At 72.2% G+C, this 23,920-nt stretch carries 27 protein-coding genes; 4 read left to right on the forward strand and 23 right to left on the reverse strand.

The annotated features are described in order from the left end of the window. Positions 1–4 precede the first annotated feature (4 nt). From NYO98_RS20310 to NYO98_RS20325, 4 genes are read right to left on the reverse strand one after another with little or no spacing between them, the layout of a single operon-like run. A complete protein-coding gene (locus NYO98_RS20310) occupies positions 5–1,705 on the reverse strand; it encodes a Mur ligase family protein (RefSeq protein ID WP_268113681.1) in 1,701 nt (566 codons plus the stop codon). A gap of 19 nt (positions 1,706–1,724) precedes the next feature. Further along, entirely contained in the window at positions 1,725–2,495 is a 771-nt protein-coding gene (gene fabI, locus NYO98_RS20315) for an enoyl-ACP reductase FabI (RefSeq protein WP_268113682.1), read from the reverse strand. Positions 2,496–2,538: 43 nt separating this feature from the next. Continuing rightward, positions 2,539–3,267, reverse strand: a complete 729-nt coding sequence (gene fabG / locus NYO98_RS20320) for a 3-oxoacyl-[acyl-carrier-protein] reductase (RefSeq protein ID WP_268113722.1) — start codon at positions 3,265–3,267, stop codon at positions 2,539–2,541. A gap of 52 nt (positions 3,268–3,319) precedes the next feature. Beyond that, a complete protein-coding gene (locus NYO98_RS20325) occupies positions 3,320–3,532 on the reverse strand; it encodes a dodecin (RefSeq protein WP_129473603.1) in 213 nt (70 codons plus the stop codon). Between the two features lie 76 nt (positions 3,533–3,608). Here NYO98_RS20325 and NYO98_RS20330 point away from each other — a divergent pair, with 76 nt between their 5' ends. Next, positions 3,609–3,899, forward strand: coding sequence for a DUF3099 domain-containing protein (locus NYO98_RS20330; RefSeq protein ID WP_268113683.1), 291 nt, complete (start codon positions 3,609–3,611; stop codon positions 3,897–3,899). 196 nt (positions 3,900–4,095) lie between these two features. Beyond that, positions 4,096–4,299: an acetone carboxylase gene (locus NYO98_RS20335; RefSeq protein WP_268113684.1), complete on the forward strand. Its 204-nt coding sequence runs from the start codon at positions 4,096–4,098 to the stop codon at positions 4,297–4,299. Positions 4,300–4,638: 339 nt separating this feature from the next. Here the strand turns inward: NYO98_RS20335 and moaA are convergent, their stop codons facing one another. Further along, positions 4,639–5,628, reverse strand: a complete 990-nt coding sequence (gene moaA, locus NYO98_RS20340; RefSeq protein WP_268113685.1) for a GTP 3',8-cyclase MoaA — start codon at positions 5,626–5,628, stop codon at positions 4,639–4,641. Between the two features lie 70 nt (positions 5,629–5,698). Here moaA and NYO98_RS20345 point away from each other — a divergent pair, with 70 nt between their 5' ends. Beyond that, positions 5,699–6,604, forward strand: a complete 906-nt coding sequence (locus NYO98_RS20345; RefSeq protein ID WP_268113686.1) for an SURF1 family cytochrome oxidase biogenesis protein — start codon at positions 5,699–5,701, stop codon at positions 6,602–6,604. Here the strand turns inward: NYO98_RS20345 and NYO98_RS20350 are convergent. From NYO98_RS20350 to abc-f, 4 genes are all read right to left on the reverse strand, one after another. Further along, the gene (locus NYO98_RS20350) at positions 6,548–7,318 is read right to left on the reverse strand and encodes an SDR family oxidoreductase (protein WP_268113687.1); all 771 of its coding nucleotides are present in this window, start codon (positions 7,316–7,318) and stop codon (positions 6,548–6,550) included. The genes NYO98_RS20345 and NYO98_RS20350 overlap by 57 nt on opposite strands. A gap of 95 nt (positions 7,319–7,413) precedes the next feature. Next, complete coding sequence (locus NYO98_RS20355) at positions 7,414–9,300, reverse strand: ABC transporter ATP-binding protein (protein WP_268113688.1); 1,887 nt, start codon at positions 9,298–9,300, stop codon at positions 7,414–7,416. Between the two features lie 16 nt (positions 9,301–9,316). Further along, a complete protein-coding gene (locus NYO98_RS20360) occupies positions 9,317–10,102 on the reverse strand; it encodes an enoyl-CoA hydratase/isomerase family protein (RefSeq protein ID WP_268113689.1) in 786 nt (261 codons plus the stop codon). 29 nt (positions 10,103–10,131) lie between these two features. Then, positions 10,132–11,730 carry a ribosomal protection-like ABC-F family protein gene (gene abc-f / locus NYO98_RS20365; RefSeq protein ID WP_268113690.1) on the reverse strand — a complete coding sequence of 533 codons (1,599 nt, stop codon included), beginning with the start codon at positions 11,728–11,730 and terminating at the stop codon, positions 10,132–10,134. Between the two features lie 110 nt (positions 11,731–11,840). Here abc-f and ypfJ point away from each other — a divergent pair, with 110 nt between their 5' ends. Further along, positions 11,841–12,785: a KPN_02809 family neutral zinc metallopeptidase gene (ypfJ, locus tag NYO98_RS20370; RefSeq protein ID WP_268113691.1), complete on the forward strand. Its 945-nt coding sequence runs from the start codon at positions 11,841–11,843 to the stop codon at positions 12,783–12,785. 64 nt (positions 12,786–12,849) lie between these two features. Here ypfJ and NYO98_RS20375 read toward each other — a convergent pair whose 3' ends face one another. The 14 genes from NYO98_RS20375 to sufD all read right to left on the reverse strand — a co-directional run bounded on the left by NYO98_RS20375 (position 12,850) and on the right by sufD (position 23,856). Further along, a complete protein-coding gene (locus NYO98_RS20375) occupies positions 12,850–13,758 on the reverse strand; it encodes an aminoglycoside phosphotransferase family protein (RefSeq protein ID WP_268113693.1) in 909 nt (302 codons plus the stop codon). A gap of 10 nt (positions 13,759–13,768) precedes the next feature. After that, positions 13,769–15,334 (reverse strand): ABC transporter permease, encoded by a 1,566-nt coding sequence (locus NYO98_RS20380; protein WP_268113694.1) that lies wholly within the window; start codon positions 15,332–15,334, stop codon positions 13,769–13,771. After that, positions 15,331–16,221 carry an ABC transporter ATP-binding protein gene (locus tag NYO98_RS20385; RefSeq protein WP_268113695.1) on the reverse strand — a complete coding sequence of 297 codons (891 nt, stop codon included), beginning with the start codon at positions 16,219–16,221 and terminating at the stop codon, positions 15,331–15,333. The genes NYO98_RS20380 and NYO98_RS20385 overlap by 4 nt, the downstream gene beginning before the upstream one ends. Before the next feature lie 50 nt (positions 16,222–16,271). Continuing rightward, positions 16,272–16,877, reverse strand: coding sequence for an acVLRF1 family peptidyl-tRNA hydrolase (locus tag NYO98_RS20390; RefSeq protein WP_268113696.1), 606 nt, complete (start codon positions 16,875–16,877; stop codon positions 16,272–16,274). Positions 16,878–16,885: 8 nt separating this feature from the next. Next, positions 16,886–17,431, reverse strand: coding sequence for an NYN domain-containing protein (locus NYO98_RS20395; protein WP_268113697.1), 546 nt, complete (start codon positions 17,429–17,431; stop codon positions 16,886–16,888). 31 nt (positions 17,432–17,462) lie between these two features. Next, the gene (locus NYO98_RS20400; RefSeq protein ID WP_268113698.1) at positions 17,463–17,861 is read right to left on the reverse strand and encodes an ASCH domain-containing protein; all 399 of its coding nucleotides are present in this window, start codon (positions 17,859–17,861) and stop codon (positions 17,463–17,465) included. 17 nt (positions 17,862–17,878) lie between these two features. Next, positions 17,879–18,661 carry an aminoglycoside adenylyltransferase domain-containing protein gene (locus tag NYO98_RS20405; RefSeq protein WP_268113699.1) on the reverse strand — a complete coding sequence of 261 codons (783 nt, stop codon included), beginning with the start codon at positions 18,659–18,661 and terminating at the stop codon, positions 17,879–17,881. An 82-nt stretch (positions 18,662–18,743) separates the two neighbouring features. Then, complete coding sequence (locus NYO98_RS20410; RefSeq protein WP_268113700.1) at positions 18,744–19,163, reverse strand: hypothetical protein; 420 nt, start codon at positions 19,161–19,163, stop codon at positions 18,744–18,746. Positions 19,164–19,361: 198 nt separating this feature from the next. After that, on the reverse strand, positions 19,362–19,745 hold the full coding sequence (locus NYO98_RS20415; RefSeq protein ID WP_268113701.1) for a metal-sulfur cluster assembly factor: 384 nt from the start codon (positions 19,743–19,745) through the stop codon (positions 19,362–19,364). Then, a complete protein-coding gene (gene sufU, locus NYO98_RS20420; protein ID WP_268113703.1) occupies positions 19,742–20,197 on the reverse strand; it encodes a Fe-S cluster assembly sulfur transfer protein SufU in 456 nt (151 codons plus the stop codon). Before sufU ends, NYO98_RS20415 begins: the two co-directional genes overlap by 4 nt. Further along, positions 20,194–21,432, reverse strand: a complete 1,239-nt coding sequence (locus NYO98_RS20425) for a cysteine desulfurase (RefSeq protein WP_407673960.1) — start codon at positions 21,430–21,432, stop codon at positions 20,194–20,196. Before NYO98_RS20425 ends, sufU begins: the two co-directional genes overlap by 4 nt. 110 nt (positions 21,433–21,542) lie before the next feature. Further along, on the reverse strand, positions 21,543–22,301 hold the full coding sequence (gene sufC, locus NYO98_RS20430) for a Fe-S cluster assembly ATPase SufC (protein ID WP_268113704.1): 759 nt from the start codon (positions 22,299–22,301) through the stop codon (positions 21,543–21,545). Further along, a complete protein-coding gene (locus NYO98_RS20435; protein WP_268113705.1) occupies positions 22,298–22,633 on the reverse strand; it encodes a non-heme iron oxygenase ferredoxin subunit in 336 nt (111 codons plus the stop codon). The genes sufC and NYO98_RS20435 overlap by 4 nt, the downstream gene beginning before the upstream one ends. After that, positions 22,633–23,856: a Fe-S cluster assembly protein SufD gene (sufD, locus tag NYO98_RS20440; RefSeq protein ID WP_268113707.1), complete on the reverse strand. Its 1,224-nt coding sequence runs from the start codon at positions 23,854–23,856 to the stop codon at positions 22,633–22,635. Before sufD ends, NYO98_RS20435 begins: the two co-directional genes overlap by 1 nt. Between the last annotated feature and the right edge of the window lie 64 nt (positions 23,857–23,920).

The raw sequence follows: 23,920 nt of genomic DNA on the forward strand, positions 1-23,920 counted from the left end.
GCCCTCATCCCTGCGCCGCCCGCACCTTCTGCGAGAGCACCTCGGGGCTGTCGGGCGTGCCGCCGTGCGCGGCGATCCAGTCGTAGGCCTCCTGCCGCTCGGCGTGGCACATCAGGCCGACGACGTCACCGGGCTCGGCACGCTCCACCAGCGCGGCGAGGCAGGCGACCTCGGTGGTGTAGGTGTCGATGTCGGTGACGCCGACGCGGGCGGCGCCGGCCCGCAGCAGGGCGTCGATCTCGTCCATCGTGCGACCGCGGAGGTACCACTCCTTGTGGCCGATCGCCACGACGTCGCTGCCCTTCGCGCCGATCTCGCCGAGCGCGTCGATCAGCTCGTCGGTGCGGTCGCCGACGGCACCGAGGCCGAGCAGCAGGCGAGCGCCCGGACGTCGTACGCCCGACATGATCTCCAGCAGCGCCTCGAGGCCGGCCTCGTTGTGCGCGAGGTCCATGACGACCGAGATGCACTCCCCGTCGCCGGCCGGAAGCGAGAAGAAGTTCATCCGGCCCGGGTTGTGCTCCGCGTCGGGGCGGAACGACGTGAGGCCGGCGACCACGGCGTCGCGGGCGAGGCCGACCGCGAGGGCGGCGGACGCGGCGGCGAGGGCGTTCTCGATGTTGAAGCGCGACAGCCCCGCCAGCGTCATCGGGACGTCGACGAGCTCGACCAGCGGGTCGGGGTCGGCACCGGGAGCCAGCACGGTGATCCACCCGTCGATCACGGTCGTGGCGCGGCCACCGTCGGTGAGCACCTCGCGCACCGCCGGCGAGTCGGGGTCGCGGCTGAAGATCCACGGCCTCGCCGAGATCACGCTGCGCATCGCCAGCACCCGCGGGTCGTCGCCGTTGAGCACCGACCAGCCGTCCTTGCGGGTGATCCGCGGCACGACGGACTTCACCTCGGCGAGCTGGTCGACCGTGTCGATGCCCTGGAGGCCGAGGTGGTCGGCGGTCACGTTGGTCACCACCGACACGTCGTTGCGGGTGATGCCGATGCCCTTGAGGAGGATGCCGCCGCGCGCGGTCTCGGTCACGGCGAGCTGGACGCCGTCGAGCCCGAGCGCACGGCCGGCGCCGGAGGGCCCGGAGTAGTCGCCCGCCTCGACGAGCACGCCGTCGCGGTAGATGCCGTCGGTGTTGGACCAGCCGACGACCAGCCCGCTGGTGCGCGCGATGTGGGCGATCATCCGGCTGGTCGTGGTCTTGCCGTTGGTGCCGGTCACCGCCACCACCGGGATGGTCGGCGTGATGGTGCCGGGCCGGTCGCCGCGGGGCGCGGCCGCGACCTCGGCCGCCGCGGCGCTGACGGCCTCCTCGACGTCGGGCGTCGGCAGGGCGTCGAGCGCGTGGGCGACCGCCTCACCGAGCGCCCGCGCCCGGCCCCGGTTGCGCCACGGGAAGGCGACGACCACGATGTCGGGGTCGCTGGTGGGGCGGACACGGACCGCGAGGCGGCGCGTGCCGGCCTCACCGGCGATGGCCCGGACCAGCCGCTCGACGGCGCGCAGGGCGAACCGCTGCCGGAAGCCCGAGCCGGGCGCGCCGGGCCTCGTCGTGCGCAGGCCGATGCGTCGGGCGAACCGCAGCACCGCCTCCTCGCCGGCCTCGGTGATCGTCGAGACGTCGAGCGTCAGCTTCACCGCGGCGCGCGGGAAGTAGAGGTTCGGGCCTTCGAGGACGCGCAGCTCGACGAGAGAGGTCACGCGGGGAAACTACCGAACGTCACAGGCCCATCGCGTGGAAGCCGCCGTCGACGTGCACGATCTCGCCCGTGGTCGCCGGGAAGAAGTCGCTGAGCAGCGCGCACACGGCCTGCGCCGTCGGGGTGTGGTCGGTCTCGTCCCAGCCGAGCGGTGCGCGGTCCTTCCACGACGACTCGAGGTCCTCGAAGCCCGGGATCGCCTTCGCCGCCAGGGTCTTGAGCGGGCCGGCGGAGACGAGGTTGCAGCGGATCCCCTCGGGACCGAGGTCGCGGGCGACGTAGCGGGAGGTGTTCTCCAGCGCGGCCTTCGCGACGCCCATCCAGTCGTACGCCGGCCACGCGGTGGTGGCGTCGAAGGTGAGCCCGACGATCGACGAGCCCCGCGAGAGCAGCGGCCTGGTGGCGACGGCCAGCGACTTCAGGGAGTACGCCGACACCTGCACGGCCTGCGCCACGTCGTCCCACGGACCGTCCATGAACTTCCCGCCGAGCAGCGTCTCCGGGTTGCCGTACGCGATCGAGTGGACGACGCCGTCCAGGCCGTCGACGTGCTCGCGGACCTGGTCGGCGAGCCCCGCGAGGTGGTCCTCGTCGGTCACGTCGAGCTCGAGCACCGGCGGCTCCTGCGGGAGTCGCTTCGCGATGCGCCGGGTGATGCCGAGGGCACGGCCGAAGTTGGAGATCAGCACCGTGGCGCCCTGCTCCTGGGCGACCTTGGCGGTGGCGAAGCCGATGGAGCTGTCCATCGTCACGCCGGCGACGAGGATGCGCTTGCCGTCGAGGATTCCCATGTCGTTGGGCCTTTCGTCAGTGGTCGTGTCTCGCGGAGGGGGGTCAGTGGCCCATGCCGAGGCCGCCGTCGACCGGGATCACGGCGCCGGTGACGTAGGACGCGCCGTCGGAGGCGAGCCAGGTGACCGCCGAGGCCACCTCGGCCGTCGAGGCGTAGCGGCCCAGCGGGACCTGGGTCTTGATGGCGCTCTTCTGCTCGTCGGTGAGGACGTCGGTCATGTCGGTCTCGACGAAGCCGGGCGCCACGACGTTGGTGGTGATCGACCGGCTGCCGAGCTCGCGCGCGAGCGATCGGGCCAGGCCGACGAGGCCGGACTTCGACGCGGCGTAGTTGACCTGGCCGGCGGAGCCGAGGAGCCCGACGACCGAGGAGATGAGGATGATCCGGCCGCGGCGCAGCCGGAGCATGCCCTTGGCGGCCCGCTTGGCCAGCCGGAAGGTGCCGGTGAGGTTGGTGTCGATGACCGAGGACCAGTCGTCCTCGCTCATCCGGAGCAGCAGGGTGTCCTTGGTGATGCCGGCGTTGGCGACGAGGACCTCCACCGGGCCGTGCACCTCCTCGACCTGCTTGAAGGCTGCCTCGACCTGGTCGGCGTCGGTGATGTCGCAGCGCACGTCGAGCGCACCCTCGGGCGCGCCGCCGTTGCGGGTGGTGACGGCGACCTTGTCGCCCTGGGCGATGAAGGCCTCGGCGATCGCGCGGCCGATGCCGCGGTTGCCGCCGGTCACGAGGACCGATCGCGGCTCGGTCGGGGTGCTGGATCCGGAAATCTCGCTCACGCTCCCGACGCTAGTGATTACCGAGGGGTATCGGTCAATCCGGTCACTCGTCCTCGAGGCGGAAGCCCACCTTCATCCCGACCTGGAAGTGCTCGACGGCCCCGTCCTTGGCCTGGCCGCGGACCTGGGTGACCTCGAACCAGTCGATGTGGCGCAGGGTCTGGCCGGCGCGCTCGATGCCGTTGCGGATGGCCTGGTCGATGCCGTCGGGCGAGGTGCCGACGATCTCCGTGACGCGGTACGTGCGGTTGGTCATGGTTCCTCCTGGTCGACGGCTGGGTGGACCGTCACCGGCCCGTGGTTCTGCGAGCCTAGCGACGTAGACTTCGAGCATGGCCAAGTCCGATGCCGTGCGCATCACCACGGCTCGCAGCAGTGCCGCCGACGACATGAGGTCGCGTCAGCGCCGCTACGCCATCTCGATGACCGTCCGACTGGTGTGCTTCGTGGCCGCCGTCGCGGTCGGTCCCGGCGTGCTGCGGTGGGTCCTCGTCGGCGCGGCGGTCTTCCTGCCCCTCTTCGCGGTGGTCATGGCGAACGCGAACGACCAGCGGCACGACGGATTCAGCCTGCCGCCGCAGGCCGGCGCCCACGAACTGACGGAACGCAAGGATGAAGACTGAGGAAAGACGACGCGACGCGGGCGTGTCGAAAGTTTGGTTTTCACCCAATCCCATGGAATGATCCTTCTCGCGAACGCAGCATCCCCCGTCTGCGTCAGCGTCGAGGTGCCGGACAGCTTCCCCCCGTGGCTGTCCGGCACTTCTCATGTGTACGCCGCCCGCGCGCGGCCGCCAGTCCCCCGCCGGAAGGACGCCGATGGACCTCGACCGTGACATCTGCTCGGCCAAGGGCTGCCAGGCCGACGCCGTGTGGGACCTCCAGTGGAACAACCCGAGGATCCACACCCCCGAGCGCCGCAAGTCGTGGCTGGCCTGCGACGAGCACCGGGCCTCGCTGTCCGACTTCCTCGGTGCCCGAGGGTTCCTGAAGGACGTCGTCCCCCACACGCCCGCGGGCTGACGTACGCCCGGGTGTGGCGGGCGGGTCGCCCCGTCGGGCGGCGAGTGGCCACCCTGGCGGGAAACGACATCCGATGGGGCCGGGCTGATGTCGTACGCCGCCACCCTCAGGCGGGAAGGGGCGGGCGAGCGCTCCGTCGGGCGGCGGGTCGCCACCCTGGCGGGAAACGACATCCGAGGGGGCCGGGCTGATGTCGTACGCCGCCACCCTCAGGCGGGAAGGGGCGGGCGGGTCGCCCCGTCGGGCGGCGAGTGGCCACCCTGGCGGGAGACGACATCCGATGGGGCCGGGCTGATGTCGTACGCCGCCACCCTCAGGCGGGAAGGGGCGGGCGAACGCTCACCCGCCGATCGCGGACATCGGGCGGTCGGGCTGGAGGAAGGTCTCGTCGTCGATGCCGTGGCCGGCGCGCTTGCCCAGCATGGCGATGACCCAGCGCTCGGCGATCTCCTCGTCGCCGGCCCCGGAGCGCAGCGACGTGCGGAGGTCGGACTCCTCGCGCGCGAAGAGGCAGTTGCGCACCTGGCCGTCGGCGGTGAGCCGCACGCGGTCGCAGTCGCCGCAGAAGGGCCGGGTGACAGAGGCGATGATCCCGACGGTGGCCGGCCCACCGTCGACGTCGAAGAGCTCGGCCGGTGCACTGCCGCGCGGGGCGCCGTGGGGGGTCAGGGTGAACTCGGCGGCGAGCGCCTCGTGGATCTCGTCGGCGGTGACCATCGCGGCGCGGCTCCAGTCGTGCTGCGCGTCGAGCGGCATCTGCTCGATGAAGCGCAGCTCGTAGCCGTGCGCGACGCTCCAGCGCAGCAGCTCGGCCGCCTGGTCGTCGTTGGTGCCGCGCAGCAGGACGGCGTTGAGCTTGATCGGCCCGAGCCCGGCGGCCTTGGCCGCCTCCAGGCCGGCCACGACGTCCTTGAGGCGGTCACGGCGCGTGATGGTCGCGAAGGTGTCCGGTCGCACCGAGTCGATGCTGGCGTTGATCCGGTCGAGCCCGGCGTCGGCCAGGGCCTGTGCCGTGCGGGAGAGCCCGAGGGCGTTGGTGGTCAGTGACGTCTCGACCCCGAGCGCGTGCGTGCGCGCGACGATGTCGACGAGGCCCCGGCGCAGCAGGGGCTCACCACCGGTGAACCGCACCTCACGGATGCCGAGCCGCTCCACCCCGATCGTGATGAGCCGGACGACCTCGTCGTCGGTCAGCGTCTGCTCCGTCGGCAGCCAGTCGAGGCCCTCCGCGGGCATGCAGTAGTTGCAGCGCAGGTTGCACCGGTCGGTCAGCGAGACCCGCAGGTCCGTGGCCACGCGGCCGAAGCGGTCTGCCAGGGGTGTCGTCACGGTCACAACCCTACCCGCGCGCGCCGCACCGGCCGCAGAACGCTCAGGACCGGACGGATAACCTCGCCGGGTGCACAAGCTGCGGTTCCTGGTCTCGCGCCGCTGGATCGCCTTCGCGCTCGTGGTCGTCTTCCTGGCGTGGGTCGCGTGGCGGCTCGGCGAGTGGCAGTTCCACCGGCTCGCCGACCGGCACGAGCGCAACGCGATCATCGAGCGCAACGAGAAGGCCGGCGCCGACCCGGTCGCCGAGGTCCTCGCCCCCGGCCGGCCGGTCGCCGCGGAGGACGAGTGGCGCATCGTCGAGGCGACGGGGACCTACGCCGTCGAGGACACCGTGATCGTCCGCTACCGCACCCGCGAGGGCGCGGCCGGCGTCGACGTCGTCGTGCCCCTCGAGCTCGACGACGGCACGAGCCTGCTCGTCGACCGCGGCTGGTTCGCCACGGACAACCGCGGCGCGTCGACCGCCGACGTGCCCGCACCCCCCGACGGGGAGGTCGACGTCACCGGCTGGGTACGCCGTGACGCCGAGGGCGACAGCACCGAGGTCGCCGACCAGTCCACCCGCGCCGTCGACAGCGCACGCATCGGCGAGGCGCTCGACCGCGAGGTGCTCGGCGGCTGGGTCGACCTGCGCTCGGAGTCGCCGGAGCCGGCGACGCCGCTGGAGCCCGTCGAGCTCCCCGAGCTCGGTGACGGGCCGCACTTCTTCTACGGCCTCCAGTGGTGGTTCTTCGGCGCCATGGCCATCTTCGGCTTCTTCTACCTCATCTACGACGAGTGGCGCGGCGGCCGCGGCCCGTGGGGCAGCAGGGAGGCACCCGCCTCCGGGACGCGCAACGGCACGCCGGTGCCGGCTCGGGCGCGACGTCGTACGTGGCGTGAGCGGCTGGACTCCGGGGGTGAGTCGGACGAGGACTCAGAGCGCGCGCAGGAGCCCGCCGTCGACCGGGAGCATCACGCCCGTCAGGAATGACGCCGCCGGCGACAGGACGAACGCGGCGACCGTGCCGAACTCCTGCGGCTTCCCGTAGCGACCCAGCGGGATGGACGCCTCCGCGGCACGCCGGGCGGCGTCCGGGTCGCCCGTCGAGGCATCCAGCTCCGCAACCCGCTCGGTGGCGATCCGCCCCGGCAGGAGGCCGTTGACCCGGACGCCCCGCGGGCCGAGCTCGTCGGCCAGCGTCTTGGCGACCATCGCCAGTCCGGGTCGCAGGCCGTTGGAGATCGCCATCTCCGGCAGCGGCGCACGCACGCTGGAGGACAGCACGAGGCCGAGCGAACCACCCTCGGGCAGTGCCGTGCCGAGCTCGCGAGCCAGACGTACGGCGCCGAGGAAGACCGACTCGAAGGCCGCGCTCCACTGGTCGTCGGAGATCTCCGTGACCGGCCCCTTCGGCGGCCCACCCACGCTGATGAGCGCCCCGTCGACGCGGCCGAACGCCTCGTCGGCGGCCGCGAGCAACCGCTCCGGGGTCTCCCGGTCGGCGTTGTCGGCCACGACCCCGACCGCCGCCCGGCGTCCCGCGACCGCGTCGAGCGCTGCGGTGGCCTCGTCGAGCGACTCCTGGGAGCGGCCGGACAGCACCACGCGCGCTCCCTCGGCGACCAGCACGTCGGCGCTCGCCCGGCCGAGCCCGCGGGCCCCGCCGGTGACGATGAAGACTCGGTCGGTCAGCTGCAGGTCCATCGCCCGACCCTAGTGCCGCGCTCCTCCCCGGGTCGCCCACTGCGTCATCCGCACCCGCACCCATACGTCCCGTTCCGTATGACGCAGCCGCTGCGTCAGCCGGGGACGACCTCCGACCGCTCCGCGCGGAACTGGGTCGCATGGAGGGTGGCGTAGAGCCCGCCGGCGGCGAGCAGCTCGGCGTGGGTGCCCTGCTGCACGACGCGTCCGTCGTCGAGGACCAGGATGAGGTCGGCGTTGCGGACGGTGGAGAGCCGGTGCGCGATCACGAGCGACGTACGTCCCTCCAGCGCGGCGTCGAGCGCACGCTGCACCGCGGCCTCGGACTCGCTGTCGAGGTGGGCGGTCGCCTCGTCGAGGACCACGATCGCGGGCGCCTTGAGGAGCAGGCGGGCGATCGCGAGCCGCTGCCGCTCTCCCCCGCTGAGCCGGTAGCCGCGGTCCCCCACGACCGTGTCGAGGCCGTCGGGCAGCGACCGGACCAGCGAGGCGATCTGCGCGGCCTCGAGCGCGGCCCAGACCTCGGCCTCGGACGCGGCGGGGCGGGCGTAGAGGAGGTTGGCGCGGATGGTGTCGTGGAACATGTGCGCGTCCTGGGTGACGTAGCCGACCACGTCCTCCAGCGACTGGAGGGTGACGTCGCGGACGTCGTGCCCGCCGACGCGCACCGCGCCGGACTCGACGTCGTAGAGCCGGGCGACGAGGTGGGTGACGGTGGTCTTGCCGGCACCCGAGGGGCCGACGAGGGCGACCATCTGCCCGGGCGCGGCGGTGAACGTCACCTCGTGGAGCACCTGGCCGGTGTCGCGCGACTCGGCGCGCGCGACCGTCTCGAGCGAGGCGAGCGAGATCTCGTCGGCACGCGGGTAGGTGAAGGCGACGTGGTCGAACTCGAGCCGGGACGCCGTCGGCGCCAGCGCGACGGCGTCGGGCTTCTCCTGGATGAGCGAGGGCAGGTCGAGCACCTCGAAGACCCGGTCGAAGCTGACCAGCGCGGTCATGACGTCGATGCGGACGTTGGAGAGCCCCTGCAGCGGCCCGAGGAGCCGGAGGAGCAGCACACCGAGGGCGACGATCGTGCCGATGGACAGGTCGCCCCGGATGGCGAGCCAGCCGCCGATGCCGTAGACCAGCGCGACCGCGAGCTGGGGCACCAGCGTCATCGCGGCGAAGAAGACCCGGGTCAGCAGGGCGATCCGGACGCCGAGGTCGCGCACCACGGCGGCCTTCTCGGCGTAGACGACGTCCTCCTCCTCGCGCCGGCCGAAGAGCTTGAGGAGCATCGCGCCGCCGACGTTGAAGCGCTCGGTCATGGCGTTGCCGAGGTCGGCGTTGCCGTCCATCTGCTCGCGCGAGAGGCCGGCGAGCCGGTTGCCGACCGCCCGCGAGGCGATCAGGAGCAGGGGGAAGAGCGCGAGGCACAGCAGGGTCACCTGCCAGCTGAGGAACATCATCGTCACGCCGACGACCACGGCGGAGATGATGTTGGAGACGGTGCCCTGGAGGGTCGAGGTGAAGGCCCGCTGGGCGCCGATGACGTCGTTGTTGAGCCGGCTCACCAGCGCGCCGGTCTGCGTGCGGGTGAAGAACGCCAGGGACTGGCGTTGCACGTGGGCGAACACCTGGGTGCGCAGGTCGTAGATCAGGCCCTCACCGATGCGGCTGGAGAGCCAGCCGGTGACGAGGCCGAAGCAGGAGTCCACGACCGCGACGACGGCGACGAGCGCTGCCAGCCCGATCACGACGGACACGTTGCCCTCGCTGACGCCCTTGTCGATGATCAGGCCGAGCAGCAGCGGCGGCAGCACGACGAGGGTCGCGTCGACGACCGTGACCAGGAGGAATGCGACGATCAGCCGCCGGTGCGGCCTGGCGAAGCCGATGACGCGGCGGACGGTCTCCCGCTCGATCCGGTTCTCGACCACGCTGCGGTCCTGGCGCAGGTGCCGCCAGGGTGGTCCACCGGCTCCCATCATCGACATCGGGGGTTCCCTTCGGTCAGCCTCCCAGCGCTGCGGCCACGGCGCGGAACCTCCGCACCTGGGCCTCGCGCTCGAGGCGGCGCTGCTCGTCGAGGCCGCGGTCTGCGGCGCCCTGGAGCAGCATCTTGGTCTCGGTGACCACGTCGGGCATCGGCGCGGCCAGGGCGGCTGCGAGGTCGGCGACGGCGCGGTCGAGGTCGGCCTCCGGGACGACGTGGGTGGTCAGCCCGATGGCCTGGGCCTCGGCGGCCTCCACCACCCGTGCGGTGGCGCAGATCTCCAGGGCCCTGGCGTATCCAACGTGCTCGACCAGCGGCTTTGTTCCCGTGAGGTCGGGCACCAGGCCCAGGGCCGACTCCTTCATGCAGAACTTCGCGTCGTCGGCGGCGACCCGCAGGTCGCACGACAGGGCGAGCTGGAAGCCGGCGCCGACGGCGTACCCGCGCACCTTCGCGACGGAGACGAAGCGGGGGTCGCGCAGCCAGGTGAAGCCGCGCTGGAACTCCTCGATCCTGGCCGAGGCCTCCTCGTCGTCCATCGCGAGCAGCCCGAGCACCGTGCCCTCCCCCGCGTTGGCCGGGTCGAGCATCGCGCGGTCGAGACCGGCCGAGAAGGTGTCGCCCTCCCCCGTGACCACCACGACGCGTACGTCGCCGGGCAACGCGGCACCGACCTCGGCCAGCGCCAGCCACATCGCCGGGGTCTGCGCGTTGCGCACCTCGGGCCGGTCGAGCGTGATCGTGGCGACGGCGCCGTCCACGTCGAGCCGGAGGCCGACCGTGGCGAGCTCTTCGGGAGTCATGCCCCGAGGTTACTACTCGCGAGTAACCCTCAGGCGAGCGACACCAGGTCGGCGTAGTCCTCGCTCCACAGGTCCTCGTCGCCGTCGGGCAGCAGCAGGACCCGGTCCGGGTCGAGCGCGCGGACGGCACCCTCGTCGTGGGTGACGAGAATGATCGCGCCGGTGTAGCTGCGGATCGCGTGGAGCACCTCCTCGCGGGAGGCCGGGTCGAGGTTGTTGGTGGGCTCGTCGAGGAGCAGAACGTTGGCGCTGGAGACCACGAGGATGGCGAGCGCCAGCCGGGTCTTCTCGCCGCCGGACAGCACGCCGGCCGGCTTGTGCGCGTCGTCGCCGGAGAAGAGGAAGGACCCCAGCACCGAGCGCGCCTGCGTGTCGGTGAGCTCGGGCGCGGCGCTGTGCATGTTCTCCAGCACGGTCCGGTTGACGTCGAGCGTCTCGTGCTCCTGGGCGTAGTAGCCCATCTTGAGCCCGTAGCCGGGCACGACCTCGCCGGTGTCGGGCTGGTCCACGCCCGCCAGGATCCGCAGCATCGTGGTCTTGCCGGCGCCGTTGAGGCCGAGGATGACCACGCGGCTCCCCCGGTCGATGGCCAGGTCGACGGCGGTGAAGACCTCCAGCGAGCCGTAGGACTTCGACAGGTCCGTGCCCATCAGCGGCGTCTTGCCACAGGGGGCGGGGTCCGGGAAGGCGATCCGCGCCACCTTGTCGGCCTGGCGCTCGGTCTCGATGCCGGCCATCATCTTCTCGGCCCGCTTGAGCATCGACTGTGCGGCCTGCGCCTTCGTCGCCTTCGCCCGCATCTTGTTGGCCTGGTCGGTGAGCACCTTGGCCTTGTTCTCGGCGTTCTGGCGCTCGCGCCGGCGACGCTTCTCGTCGTCCTCGCGCTGGGTCAGGTAGTTGTGCCAGCCCATGTTGTAGACGTCGATGACGGCACGGTTGGCGTCGAGGTGGAAGACCTTGTTGACGGTCGCCTCGAGCAGCGCGTTGTCGTGGCTGATGACCACGAAGCCGCCACGGTGGGCCTTGAGGAAGTCGCGCAGCCAGACGACGGAGTCGGCGTCGAGGTGGTTGGTCGGCTCGTCGAGCAGCATGATCTCGGCGCCGGAGAACAGGATCCGGGCGAGCTCGACGCGTCGGCGCTGGCCACCCGACAGCGTGCCGATCGGCTGGGCGAGCAGGCGCTCCTCGATGCCGAGCGCCGCGGCCATCTGGGCGGCCTCGGACTCGGCCGCGTAGCCGCCACCCGCGTGGAGCTCGGCATCGGCGCGGGTCCACCGCTTCATGCCGCGCTCGTGGACCCTCGGGTCCTCGCTGGCCATGTCGACCTCGGCCTCGCGCAGGCGGCGTACGACCTCGTCGAGGCCGCGCGCGGACAGGATCCGGTCGCGGGCGATCACCGCCGGGTCGCCGACCCGGGGGTCCTGCGGCAGGTAGCCGACGTCGCCGCTGCGCAGGACCTGTCCCGAGGCGGGCTGGCCCTCGCCGGCGAGGATGCGGGTGAGGGTCGTCTTGCCGGCACCGTTGCGCCCCACGAGGCCGACCTTGTCGCCTGCGGCGATGCGGAAGGTGACGTCCTCCATGAGGAGCCGCGCGCCGGCTCTGACCTCGAGCTTCTGGGCGGTGATCATCTCGGACGACATCCTACGAAGGGGTGGAGGCCAGAGTCCCATCGGCGACGCACGCGCTACTGTGCGCAGACGTCGGATCGACCGTCATGACCTGCGGAAAGGCAACACCCATGCGCTTCAACCCGAAGGCCGACATCAGCGGGGGCCGGGTCAGCGACGCCGGCCGCGGCGGTGGCGGCGGTGGCGGCCCGATGCGCATCCCGCTGCCCGGTGGGACCCGGGCCGGCGGCGGCATCGGCGGCCTCATCATCATCATCCTCTTCGTGGTGCTGACCCAGTGCATGGGCGGCGGCCAGCCCGGCGGCGGTGGCGGCTCCAGCACGCAGGGCCAGGGGCAGGGCCAGGGCGAGCCGGAGGGCATCGACCCCGACGACGAGCGCTACGCGAACTGCAAGACCGGCGCCGACGCGAACTCCGACGCCGACTGCGCCCGCAAGGCCGTGGCGCTCTCGCTCGAGCAGTACTGGGCGACGACGCTGCCGGAGCAGGGCGGCACGGAGTTCACCCCCGCGAACATCAAGACGTTCGCCGGCGCCGTCGAGACCGGGTGCGGCCAGGCGTCCTCGCAGGTGGGGCCCTTCTACTGCCCGCCCGACCAGCAGATCTACCTCGACACCACCTTCTTCGCCGACGTCCTGGAGGGACAGCTCGGCGGCCAGGGCGGCGACTTCGTCGAGCCCTACGTCCTCGGCCACGAGTACGGCCACCACATCCAGAACCTGATGGGCACCATGGGCCGGGTCCGCACCCAGCAGGGCCCCGACTCCGACGCCGTGCGGCTCGAGCTGCAGGCCGACTGCTACGCCGGGATGTGGACCCGCGACGCCAGCGACGGCGACGGCATCCTGACCGATCTCGACGAGGGCGACATCAGGGAGGCGCTGGACTCCGCGAAGGCGGTCGGCGACGACCGCATCCAGCAGAAGTCCGGGCAGGGCGTCGACCCCGAGGGCTGGACCCACGGCTCCTCCGAGCAGCGGATGGCCTGGTTCACCCGTGGCTACCAGGAGGGCACCCTCGAGGCGTGCGACACCTTCTCCGCCTCGTCCCTCTGATCGAGTGGCTCTGACCGAGTGGCTCTGACCGGTGGCTCTGACCGGGTCGCCGTGACCCGGCCGGTCAGCGGTCGCTGAGCAGCGCCTCGATCTGGCCGACCTGGCGCTGCATGGAGCGGATGTACGGCGCCACGCTGGGGTGGCGGAACTTGCCGGCCAGGGCGCCCTCGCCCTCCGCGACCCGGGCGAGCGCCCAGTCGAGCCGGGTCAGGGCGGTGTAGACGGCCATCACGCGCGCCCCGGTGACGACGTCCTCGTGCACCGCCAGGCCGGCCGGCAGCGCGGCGACGTACGCCTCGACGAGGGGCTCGACGTCCTCGCGGGTCGCCAGCGACAGGTAGCCGAGGTCGGCACCGACCGGTCCCCGGCCGAGGTGGGCCCAGTCGATCGCGACGGCGCCGTCCCCGTGCCGCCCCGGGATGTTGGCCGCCGACGGGTCGCCGTGCTGGGCGACCCGCGGGAGCGCGTCGCAGCGGTCCAGCCACGCCTCGCGGCGCGACCACAGGTGGTCGGCGATGTCGGCCACCGGCGTGCGGGCGAGGGTGCGCCAGCCGCCGCGGCGCTCCACGAGGCGGAGCCGCGTGCGCAGCTGGTCGCGCGCCAGCCACGGGTGGTCACCCAGGTCGACGGCGGCGAAGCGGCCGAGGCAGGCGGCCAGCCACAGGCCCGGCGGATCGGTGGTCTCGACCCGCTCGTGGACCAGGGTGATCCCCTCGTCGTCCTCGTCGACGCGCACCACGGGTGCCTCCCGGAGGCCCGGCGCGTCGGACACCACGCCGCTGAGGGCGACGTCGGCGGCCCGTCGCCAGTAGTTGACGTCGCCCGGGACGAGGACGCCGGGTGCGTCCTGCGGCTCGGGACGGCGCAGTCGCTTGACGACCACGTCGACGCCGAGGTGGGTGGCCGACCAGACGCCGACCGTGGCCGGACCTGCACCCGGGAGACGCTGCCATCCCGGCTCCGGCTGCCACATGGTCGTGACGCTAGCCGATGTCGCGGGCGCGGTAGCGCCACCAGGCGAGCGACACGAGCGCTGCCGCCAGCACGGTCAGGACCAGCTCGGGACGCCAGTCGAAGGCCTCGGACGGGTACTTCGGCACGTGGTGGAACGGCGAGACGCCGAGCACCCAGCCCGGGAGCTCGAGCCCGGCGCCCACCTGGCCGAGCGTGACGAACGCGGCGAGCACCGCCCAACCGGCCACGGCCCAGCGGCTACGGACCGACAGCAGCAGCAGCGCGACGCCGAGGACGACCCACACCGCGGGTGCCTGGGCCAGCGCGGCGCCGACCGCACCCAACCCGCGCCCCCAGCCGATGGCGGTCGCGGTGCCGGAGACCAGCAGGAGCCAGGTGCTTCCGAGGATCGCCGCCGACGACACCGCGACCAGCAGGCCGGCACGAGAGGTGGCGGTGGCGAGCACGGTCTCGGTGCGGCCGTCGTGCTCGTCGCCGGCGGCGCGCGTCACGGCGGAGATGCCGAAGCACGTGATGACGACGGCGATCACCGACGCCAGCGCGAAGACCAGCGAGTCCTGGAGCGCACCGATCCCTCCCATCGCCTCGATGATCGGCCGGGTGGTCTCGGTGTCGAGCAGGTCGCCGATGTTGGGCACGATCGACCCCATCAGCACGCCCATCACGCCGATGCCGGCCGTCCACCCGACCAGCGCCGTGCCCTGCTGGCGCCAGACCAGGGCGAGGGCGTCGCGCAGCCGCGGGGCACCCTCCGCCGGCCCGGCACGGTCCGGGAGGATGCCCGCACCGAGGTCGCGCCGGCGCCGCAGGGCCACGCCGCCGGCGGCCAGCGCACCCGCGAGGAGCGGGTAGGCGAGCAGCAGCCACGTGCGCGGCTCGGACCAGGCACTGAGCCGGGTGCCCCAGCCGAACGGTGTCAGCCACGACAGCCAGTCCGCCGACGTGTCGCCGATCGCCCGCAGGAGGTAGAGCACCCCGATCGTGCCGGACGCCGCGAAGCCGACCGTCCGCGCGCTGCTCGACAGCTGGGCGGCGAGGACGGTGATCCCCGCGCCCACCAGGCCGATGCCGGTCCACGACGCCGCGAAGAGCACCGAGCCGGTGACGGGGAGCCCGGAGGCGATGTTGCCCGCCGCCACGAGCACGCCCAGCACGACGGACGCCAGCGCCGCCTCCGCGACGGCGGCAGCGAGCGGGGCGTCGACCCCCACCGCGGTCGCGCCGACCAGCTCGGCACGCCCGGTCTCCTCCTCGACGCGCGTGTGGCGGCGTACGACGACCACGGACATGAACGCGACGAACACGGCGTAGAGCACCGTCATCTTGGTCATCGACAGCTCGCCGAGGCTCGAGGTGTCGAGGATCGGCCCGTAGAGCGCGACGATGGCGGGGCTGGCGTTGAGCGCCTCGGCCGCCGCGACCCGCTCCGCGGTCGTGGCGTAGAGCGGACCTGTGGCCGCTGCGCTGGCGACCACGGTGGCGGTGAGCAGCCCGATCCATGTCGGCAGCAGGATGCGGTCGCGGCGCAGCGCGAACCGCAGCAGCAGTCCGGTGCCTCGTAGCCGGTCGCTCACGGCGAGCTCCGGTAGGCGTCGAGGAACAGCTCCTCCAGCGTGGGCGGCGAGCTCGTCAGCGAGACCACCCCTGCGTGGTGCAGGGCGCCCAGGAGCGGCGGCAGCCCGGCGGGGTCGACCGACGCGGAGACGACGCGGCCGTCGACCACGACGTCGTGCACCCCGTCCAGCGCGGCGAGGTCCGGCACCGGCCCGGAGACCTCCGCCCGCACCCGGTTGCGCCGGAGGTGGCGGAGCTCGGCGAGCGACCCCGTCTCGACCGTCCGCCCGCGACGGATGATCGTCACCCGGTCGGCCAGGCGCTCGACCTCGCTGAGGATGTGGCTGGAGAGCAGCACGGTCGTGCCCGCCGCCTTGTGCTCGGCGAGGCACTCGTTGAAGACCTGCTCCATCAGCGGGTCCAGCCCGGACGTGGGCTCGTCGAGGATCAGCAGGTCGGTGGGCGCGGCGAACGCGGCCACGAGGGCGACCTTCTGCCGGTTGCCCTTGGAGTAGGCACGCCCCTTCTTCGTGGGGTCGAGCTCGAAGCGCTCCAGCAGCCGGTCCCGGTCCGTGGCGCGTGGGTCCAGGTCACGCATCCGCAGGAGCAGGTCGATGGTCTCCCCGCCCGAGAGGTTTGGCCAGACGCTGACGTCGCCGGGCACGTACGCCAGGCGCCGGTGGATGTCCGTCGAGTCGCGCCACGGGTCCAGCCCGAACACCGTGGCGGTGCCGTCGGTGCTGCGCAGCAGCCCGAGCAGGATCCGGATCGTGGTGGACTTGCCGGCCCCGTTGGGCCCGAGGAAGCCGTGCACCTCCCCCGGCGCGACCTCGAGGTCGAGGCCGTCGAGGGCACGTGCGGAGCTGAAGGTCTTGACGAGGTCGCGGACCTCGATGGTGCTGCTCACGACGGCCACCGTACGATGTCCGGGCGCTCGACGACGTGAGGTGCGGGTCGTCAGGTGTTGGTCACCTCGACCGCGATCGACTGCGCGTCCGCGATCGCCCGGTCGAGGACGGCCCGGCGCGGGTCGGGCACCGGCAGCCAGGGACCCACGACGGAGACGGCCGACAGGCGCTGGTCGGCCAGCACGGCGTCGACCGCCGCGTGGTCGCCACCGGTGACGACGAGGCGTACGCCGCCCAGGATCCGCGCCGCGTGGTCGGCCGCCGCCTCGTAGGCCTGCCGCGCCTGGTTGTCCCGGCGCCGCGCGAAGCGCTGCTGGCTCTGCCCCCCAGCCTTCGTGCGCCCCTGCACGTGGCGCTGGCCGATCTTGTGCTCGACCATCGTGGGCCCGCCCAGGCGCGCGACGGCGAAGCCGCCCTTGCGCACCAGCAGCACCCCCCACTCCCCCGGCGCGCCGGTCGCCGCCGCGAAGTCGGCGGCCCGGGGCGCGCCGTCGTACGTGCCCGCGAACGGGAGCCGGGCGGTGAAGTGGGAGCCGTCGGCCGCCTCGCCCCGCAGCGCGCCGCCGGTGACCGCGAGGTCCGCCCGGCCGTGGCCGGTCGCGAAGTTCGCGACCCACCGCTCCCAGCGCGCGGCAGGGACCAGGACGGACGGCACCGCCGACCTCAGAGGAACTCGAGCGGGTCGAACTGGTCGATCGGGATGACCCGGACGCGCGGGAGGGAGGTGTTGAACGCGCCGAGGTCGTACTCGAGGTCGAAGATGCGCAGCCCCGGCAGGTTGCGGAACTGCGAGTTCACGAACTCGGTGAAACCGATGACGCCGACCTGGCGGCTGCCGTCGCAGAGCGCCGAGACCTGGTCGACGAAGTCGCCGTCGTGGCTGACCAGCACCACGTCGGCGGGCCGGTCGACGAGCGCCTCGGCGGTGCGCTGGATGGCGATGTCGACGACCTTGCCCTCACCGCTCAGCGGGATCGGCTTGAAGCCGATCGCGAGCAGGGCCTGGACGAAGCTCACCGGGAGCTCGGTGCTGGCGGCGAGGAAGAACAGTCCGGTGACGTCCTGGTCGAAGGCGCGCTCGGCCCACTCCAGCAACCGGTCCCAGCGCGGCCGCTCCTCCGGGCGCGGACGCCGCCCCAGGATCGAGGTGCCCAGGGTGGCGTCGATGTTCTCCCCGTCGACGAGGAGGTAGGTCATCCGCTCAGCCATGCGAGGACTCTCCCACACGCCGCGGCGCGCCTCAGGCCTGGTAGACGACCTCGAACGACTCGGTCACCTCGTCGCCGGTGACGGTCACATCGCTGACCTCGACGAGGGCGCGCGGGCGTCCCGAGCCGTCGCAGAGGATCGACAGGACGCCGGGCTGCGGCAGGTCGCCGGCGTAGTCGGCCGTGGCGGCGGTCGTGCTCCCGCGCTCGTCGACCAACACGGTCTCGACGTAGGCGTCGGACTCCGCTCGTGAGTCGCCGTAGGCCCACGCGGGAGGCGGCACCGACTCCAGCGTGGTCGGCCCGAAGTAGGTCGGGGCCGCGTTGAGCTTGGCGTGGAAGCGGGCGAGGTCCCAGAAGACCCGCAGCTCCTCGTGGTCGAAGTCGACCTCGTGGGGCTCGACGGTGCTGGGGTCGGCGTCGGGGTCCATGGCCGAAGGGTAGCCAGTCAGGCCACGCGGGCGACGTACGCCGCGTAGGCGCGGGCCGCCTCCAGCGACCCCGGGCGCGGGGGCGCCTGCGGGTCGAGGCCGAGGTCGCGGTCGGCGAGCACCTGCTGCAGCAGCGGCCTCCAGCCCGGGTCCCCGTGCACCATCACCCATCGCAGCGCGTCGCGCTTGCTGGCGACCTCGCCGGTGCGGATGGTGTAGAGGCTGCGGCTCGCCTGGACGACGAGGTAGCGCTGGCACCACGCCACGGTCGGCGGGCACCACCCCAGCACGTCGTCGACGAGGGTCGCGAGGCCCGCCCGGGCGCTGTCGCGGAGCACGTCGTCCGGGACGGGCTCCATCAGCTGCACCGGACAGGGGCCGACGAGCGTGATGCCGTGCTCGCGCAGGATCCAGCGCGTCCACGGCTGGTTGCAGTGCTCCGACCACGACATGACGTCCGAGCCGTGGTCCACGTAGAGCCACTCTCGGCCCAGCCCGGCCACGGTCGCGAGGTCGCCGGCGACGGCGTACGAGCCCTCGAGGTGGCCGTGCCAGAAGCCGCCACGGTGCGGCAGCTCGGCGTGCAGGCGCCTCAGCGCCGCCTCCTGCTCCTCGTCGGGCCGCTCGCGCACCACGACGAGGAAGTCGCAGTCACTGTGCTGGTCACCCGCCCCCAGCGCGAACGACCCCTGCAGGTAGGCGCCGACGAACGACCCGCCGAGCGCCTCCTGGGCGCCGGTGACGAGGTCGTGCAGCACGCCGTTGAGCTCGGCGTAGCGCGTGGGGTGGGGGTTGAGCACGGATGGAGTGTGCGCCCGTCCGAGGCTCCCCCGCCAACGAATATCCGCAGGTCAGCGCGGGGTTGGCGACCTCCGACCTCGGTCAGGCCTTGAGCGCCAGCATCCGGGCGGTGTCGCCCGAGGTGCGCTCGCGCCACACGACCCGCAGCTTGGCGTCGTCACGGCGTACCTTCACCGCCACCCGCTTCACGCAGTCGCCGGTCGTGTTGCGGGTGATGACCTCGGCGAACCGGTACCAGCCGTGGGAGCGGCCCCGGTAGCGCCAGACGCCGATGCAGCCGCCCGAGGCGACCCGGCCGCGCAGCTCGCCGTTGCGCTTGACGATGCGGACGCGGGCGGAGTAGCCGGCGGCGGCGCCCTTGTCGCCGAACACCTTGCCCTTCCAGGTGCCGGTGACCGCGGTGCCTGCCTCGGCGGGGGCCGCGGTGGCCGCGGGCGCGAGGACGGAGGCGGGGACGAGGAGCGCGACGGTGGTCAGCGCTGTGGGCACGATGCGGTTCACGCGATACCCCCTGCAGTGGATCGGCCCCGCCCGGTGCGGCACCGTCTCGGCACCGTAGACCCGCCGCCGCGCCGGGCACAGGGGACGTTCCTCCCTAGGGAGGGGCGGCCCGAGACCGCCACGAGCGGTGAGTGGGACAGGTTCCGGGCGTCCAGAACATGTCCCACCCACCGCTCGTGCGGGTGGCGCGGTCGCGCCTCAGACGTTGAAGCCGAGCGCCCGGAGCTGCTCGCGGCCGTCCTCGGTGATCTTGTCGGGGCCCCACGGGGGCATCCAGACCCAGTTGATCGCGACGTCGCCGACGAGGCCCTCGAGGGCCGACTCGGTCTGGTCGGTGATCACGTCGGTCAGCGGGCAGGCCGCCGAGGTGAGGGTCATGTCGAGGACGGCGTTGCTGTGCTCGTCGAGGTGCACGCCGTAGACGAGGCCGAGGTCGACGACGTTGATCCCGAGCTCGGGGTCGACGACGTCCTTCATCGCCTCGGTGACGTCGTCGACGGTCACCGTCGACGTGCCACCGCCCTGCCCGGCCTCGGGCACGTCGGGGAGGTCGCCGTGGTCGATGCCCTGGGTGTCGGTCATGAGGGGGCTCCTTCTGATTGGGCCTGGGTGGTCGCGTCCTTCCACGCCATCCAGGAGAGCAGCGCGCACTTCACGCGCGCGGGGAACTTGGCGACACCGGCGAACGCGATGCCGTCCTCGAGGACGTCCTCGTCGGGCTCCACCTGTCCCTTGCCCTGCATGAGCTCGAGGAAGGTCTGGTGGATGCCCATCGCCTCGTCGACGGGCTTGCCGATCACCAGGTCGGTCAGCACGGACGCCGACGCCTGGGAGATCGAGCAGCCGACGGAGTCGTACGACACGTCCTGCACCACGCCGTCGGCGAGGTGGACGCGCAGCGTCACCTCGTCGCCGCAGGTCGGGTTGACGTGGTGGACCTCCGACTCGTACGGGTCGCGCAGGCCCTTGTGGTGCGGGTTCTTGTAGTGGTCCAGGATGATCTCCTGGTAGAGCGCGTCGAGGTCGGTGCTCATCCGTCCACCTTGAAGTAGCTGCGGGTGTGGTGAAGGCCCTCGATCAGCGCCTCGATCTCCGCCGGCGTCGTGTAGAGGTAGGACGACATCCGGCTCGAGCTCTGCACGCCGTAGCGGGCGTGCGCCGGCTTGGCACAGTGGTGCCCGGCGCGGATCGCGATGCCGCGCGAGTCGAGGACCTGGGCGACGTCGTGCGGGTGGACGCCGGCGAGCTCGAAGGAGATCGCCCCGCCGCGCTCGGTGGCGTCGAGCGGGCCGAGGACCGTGAGGCCGGGCACCGACTGCAGGCCCTCGAGGGCGTACGCCGTGATCGCCTGCTCGTGGCGATGGATGGCGTCGAGACCGATGTGGCGCAGGTAGTCGACGGCCGCGCCCAGGCCGACCGCCTCGACGATCGGCGGGGTGCCGGCCTCGAAGCGGTGCGGCGCCTTGGCGTAGGTCGACCGCGCCATGGTCACCGTCTCGATCATCTCGCCGCCGCCGTGGAAGGGAGGCAGCTCGTTGAGCAGCTCCTCACGGCCCCACAGGACCCCGATCCCGGTCGGGCCGGTCACCTTGTGACCGGTGAAGACCAGGAAGTCGCACCCCGTCGCCTGGACGTCGACGGGCAGCTGCGGCGCCGCCTGCGAGGCGTCGATGACCGACAACGCGCCCGCCGCCCGGGCGAGCGCCACGAGGTCGGTGACCGGGTTGATCGTGCCGAGCATGTTGGACACCCAGGTGAAGGCGACGACCTTGGTGTGCTCGTCGACCAGCTGGTCGGCGTTCGACAGGTCGAGCCGGCCGTCGTCGGTCAGCCCGAACCACCGCAGCTCCGCGCCCGACCGCTCGCAGGCGAGCTGCCACGACACGATGTTGGAGTGGTGCTCCATCTCGGTGATCACGACGTTGTCGCCGGGGCCGAGGTCGATCGTGCGGGCCAGCAGGTTGAGCGCCTCGGTGGCGTTCTTGGTGAAGATCACCTCGTTGCGCGAGGGCGCGTTGAGGAACGCCGCGACCTGGTCGCGCGCGGCCTCGTAGGCCTCGGTCGACTCCGCGCCGAGCTGGTGCATGGCGCGGGCGATGTTGGCGTTGTGCCGCTCGAGGTGGTCGACCATCGTGTCGATGACGACCTGCGGCTTCTGCGAGGTGTTGGCGCTGTCGAGGTAGACCAGCGGCACTCCGCCCGCGAGCGTGCGCTCGAGGATCGGGAAGTCCTTGCGGATCACGTCGAGATCCGGAAGCAGTCCTTCCATGACTTACCCCTTTCGGCGGTGGGAGAAGCGGTGCTGGTCAAGACGGAGGAGCGAAGGCGACCTGGGAGCGAAGCGGGTCGTCGAGCGACGACAACGCAGGCCAGTGCCGCTTATCGCACCGCCGAGACGTACTTGTCGTAGCCCTCGGCCTCGAGCTGGTCGGCGAGCTCCTTGCCGCCGGACTCGGCGACCTTGCCGTCGACGAAGACGTGGACGTAGTCGGGCTCGATGTAGCGCAGGATGCGGGTGTAGTGGGTGATGAGCAGGACGCCCTTGCCCTCGCGCTGGCGGAAGCGGTTGACGCCCTCGGAGACGACCTTGAGCGCGTCGATGTCGAGGCCCGAGTCGGTCTCGTCGAGCACGGCGACCGTGGGGTCGAGCAGCTCGAGCTGGGCGATCTCGTGGCGCTTCTTCTCGCCGCCGGAGAAGCCCTCGTTGACGTTGCGCGTGCCGAACGACGGGTCGAGGTTGAGCTGCTCGAGCGCGGCGTTGACGTCCTTGACCCACGTGCGGAGCTTGGGGGCCTCGCCGTCGATCGCGGTCTTGGCGGTGCGCAGGAAGTTGGAGACAGAGACCCCGGGGACCTCGACGGGGTACTGCATGGCGAGGAACAGGCCGGCGCGGGCGCGCTCGTCGACGGAGAGGGACAGCACGTCCTGGCCGTCGAGGGTGACCGAGCCGCCCGTGATCGTGTACTTCGGGTGCCCGGCGATCGAGTAGGCGAGCGTCGACTTGCCCGAGCCGTTGGGCCCCATGATCGCGTGGGTCTCGCCCTCCTTGATGGTGAGGGTGACGCCCTTGAGGATCTCCTTGGGACCGTCCTCGGTGTCGACGGTGACGTGGAGGTCGGTGATGACGAGCTTGCTCATGCGGGGGTGACTCCGTTCAGGGTGGTCTCGGTGTCGACGTACACGTCCGTGCCGCGTACCTCGATCGGGAAGGTGGCGACCGGCTCGGTCGCGGGGAGGTTGGTGGGCTTGCCGGTGCGGAGGTCGAACATCGACCCGTGCAGCCAGCACTCGATCTGGCAGCCGGCGACCTCGCCCTCGCTGAGGGCGACCGAGGCGTGGCTGCACTCGTTGTCCAGCGCGAAGACCTCGTCGCCGCTGCGGGCGACCACGATCTCGTGGCGACCGAGGGTCACCGCGAGGCCCTGGTCGGCCCTGACCTCGTCGAGTGCGCAGGCGCGCTCGAACGCCATCAGTCGTCCGACCCGAAAGCGGCGAGCGAGCCGACGTCCTTGAGGACGTTCTTGGCGAGCTCGGCCTCGACGGTGGTGAGGAGGCGGTCCTCGATGGACGGCACGCCGACCTGGCGGATCAGGTCGTTGAAGAAGCCGTGGACGACGAGCCGCTGCGCCTCCGCCTCGGACACGCCCCGCGACTGGAGGTAGAACAGCTGGTTGTCGTCGAAGCGCGCGGTGGCCGAGGCGTGGCCCGCACCCTCGATCTCGCCGGTCTCGATCTCGAGGTTCGGGATCGAGTCGGCCTGGCAGCCGTCGGTCAGGACGAGGTTGCGGTTCTCCTCGTAGGTCTCGATGCCCTCGGCGACCTTGCGGATCAGCACGTTGCCCACCCAGACCGTGTGGGCCTTCTCGCCCTGCAGCGCGCCCTTGTAGACCGCGTGGGACTTGGTGCGCGGAGCGGTGTGGTCGGCGAAGATCCGGTGCTCGATGTGCTGGCCGGCGTCGGCGAAGTAGAGGCCGAGCAGCTCGGCGGAGCCGCCGGGGCCGTCGTAGGTCACGTTGGCGTCCATCCGGACCAGGTCGCCGCCGAACGAGATCGCGGCGTGCTTGTAGGTCGCGTCGCGACCGACGCGGGCCTGGTGGTGGGACAGGTGCACGGCGTCGTCGGCCCAGTCCTGCAGCGAGACCACCGTGACGTCGGCGCCGTCACCGACGGCGATCTCGACGACCGCGGCGATGCTGGAGGAGCCGGTGTGGTTGAGCACCACGACCGCCTTGCTGTGCGCACCGAACCGCATCGCGACGTGCCCGGCCTCGGTCACGGCGACGTCCGTGCCGTCGAGCTCGACGACGATCGGCTCGGCCACCTCGGTGTCGGCAGGGACGTCGATCAGCAGGCTCGAGGGAACCTCGGCCAGGACGCGTGCGGCCCAGCGCGTGTTGGGCACGAGACCCGAGATGCCTCGCAGCCCGCGGGCCTCGTCGCCGGACACGCCCTCGACCCGGACGCCCTCGGGGGTGTTCCAGGTGCAGGAGGTCGCCGAGGGCATGAACTCGGCGTCGGCGTGCAGGCCCCTCAGCCGCTTGAGCGGCGTGAAGCGCCAGATCTCCTCGCGGCCGGTCGGGACCTCGTGGTCGGCGACGTCGAACGAGCCGGCCGGGTGGAGGTGGCTCTCCACCTTGCCGTGCTCGGGGCCCTGCTCCAGCGCGGAGCGGACGGAATCAGTGGTGACGGTCAAGGCTCTTCTTTCTTCGTTCCTCGGTCTGGCAGACGGACGGTGATGTCTTACGTTGCGCCTCGCG

Origin of the sequence: Nocardioides pini, assembly GCF_026712185.1 — a bacterium.
Classification (GTDB): Bacteria; Actinomycetota; Actinomycetes; order Propionibacteriales; family Nocardioidaceae; genus Nocardioides; species Nocardioides pini.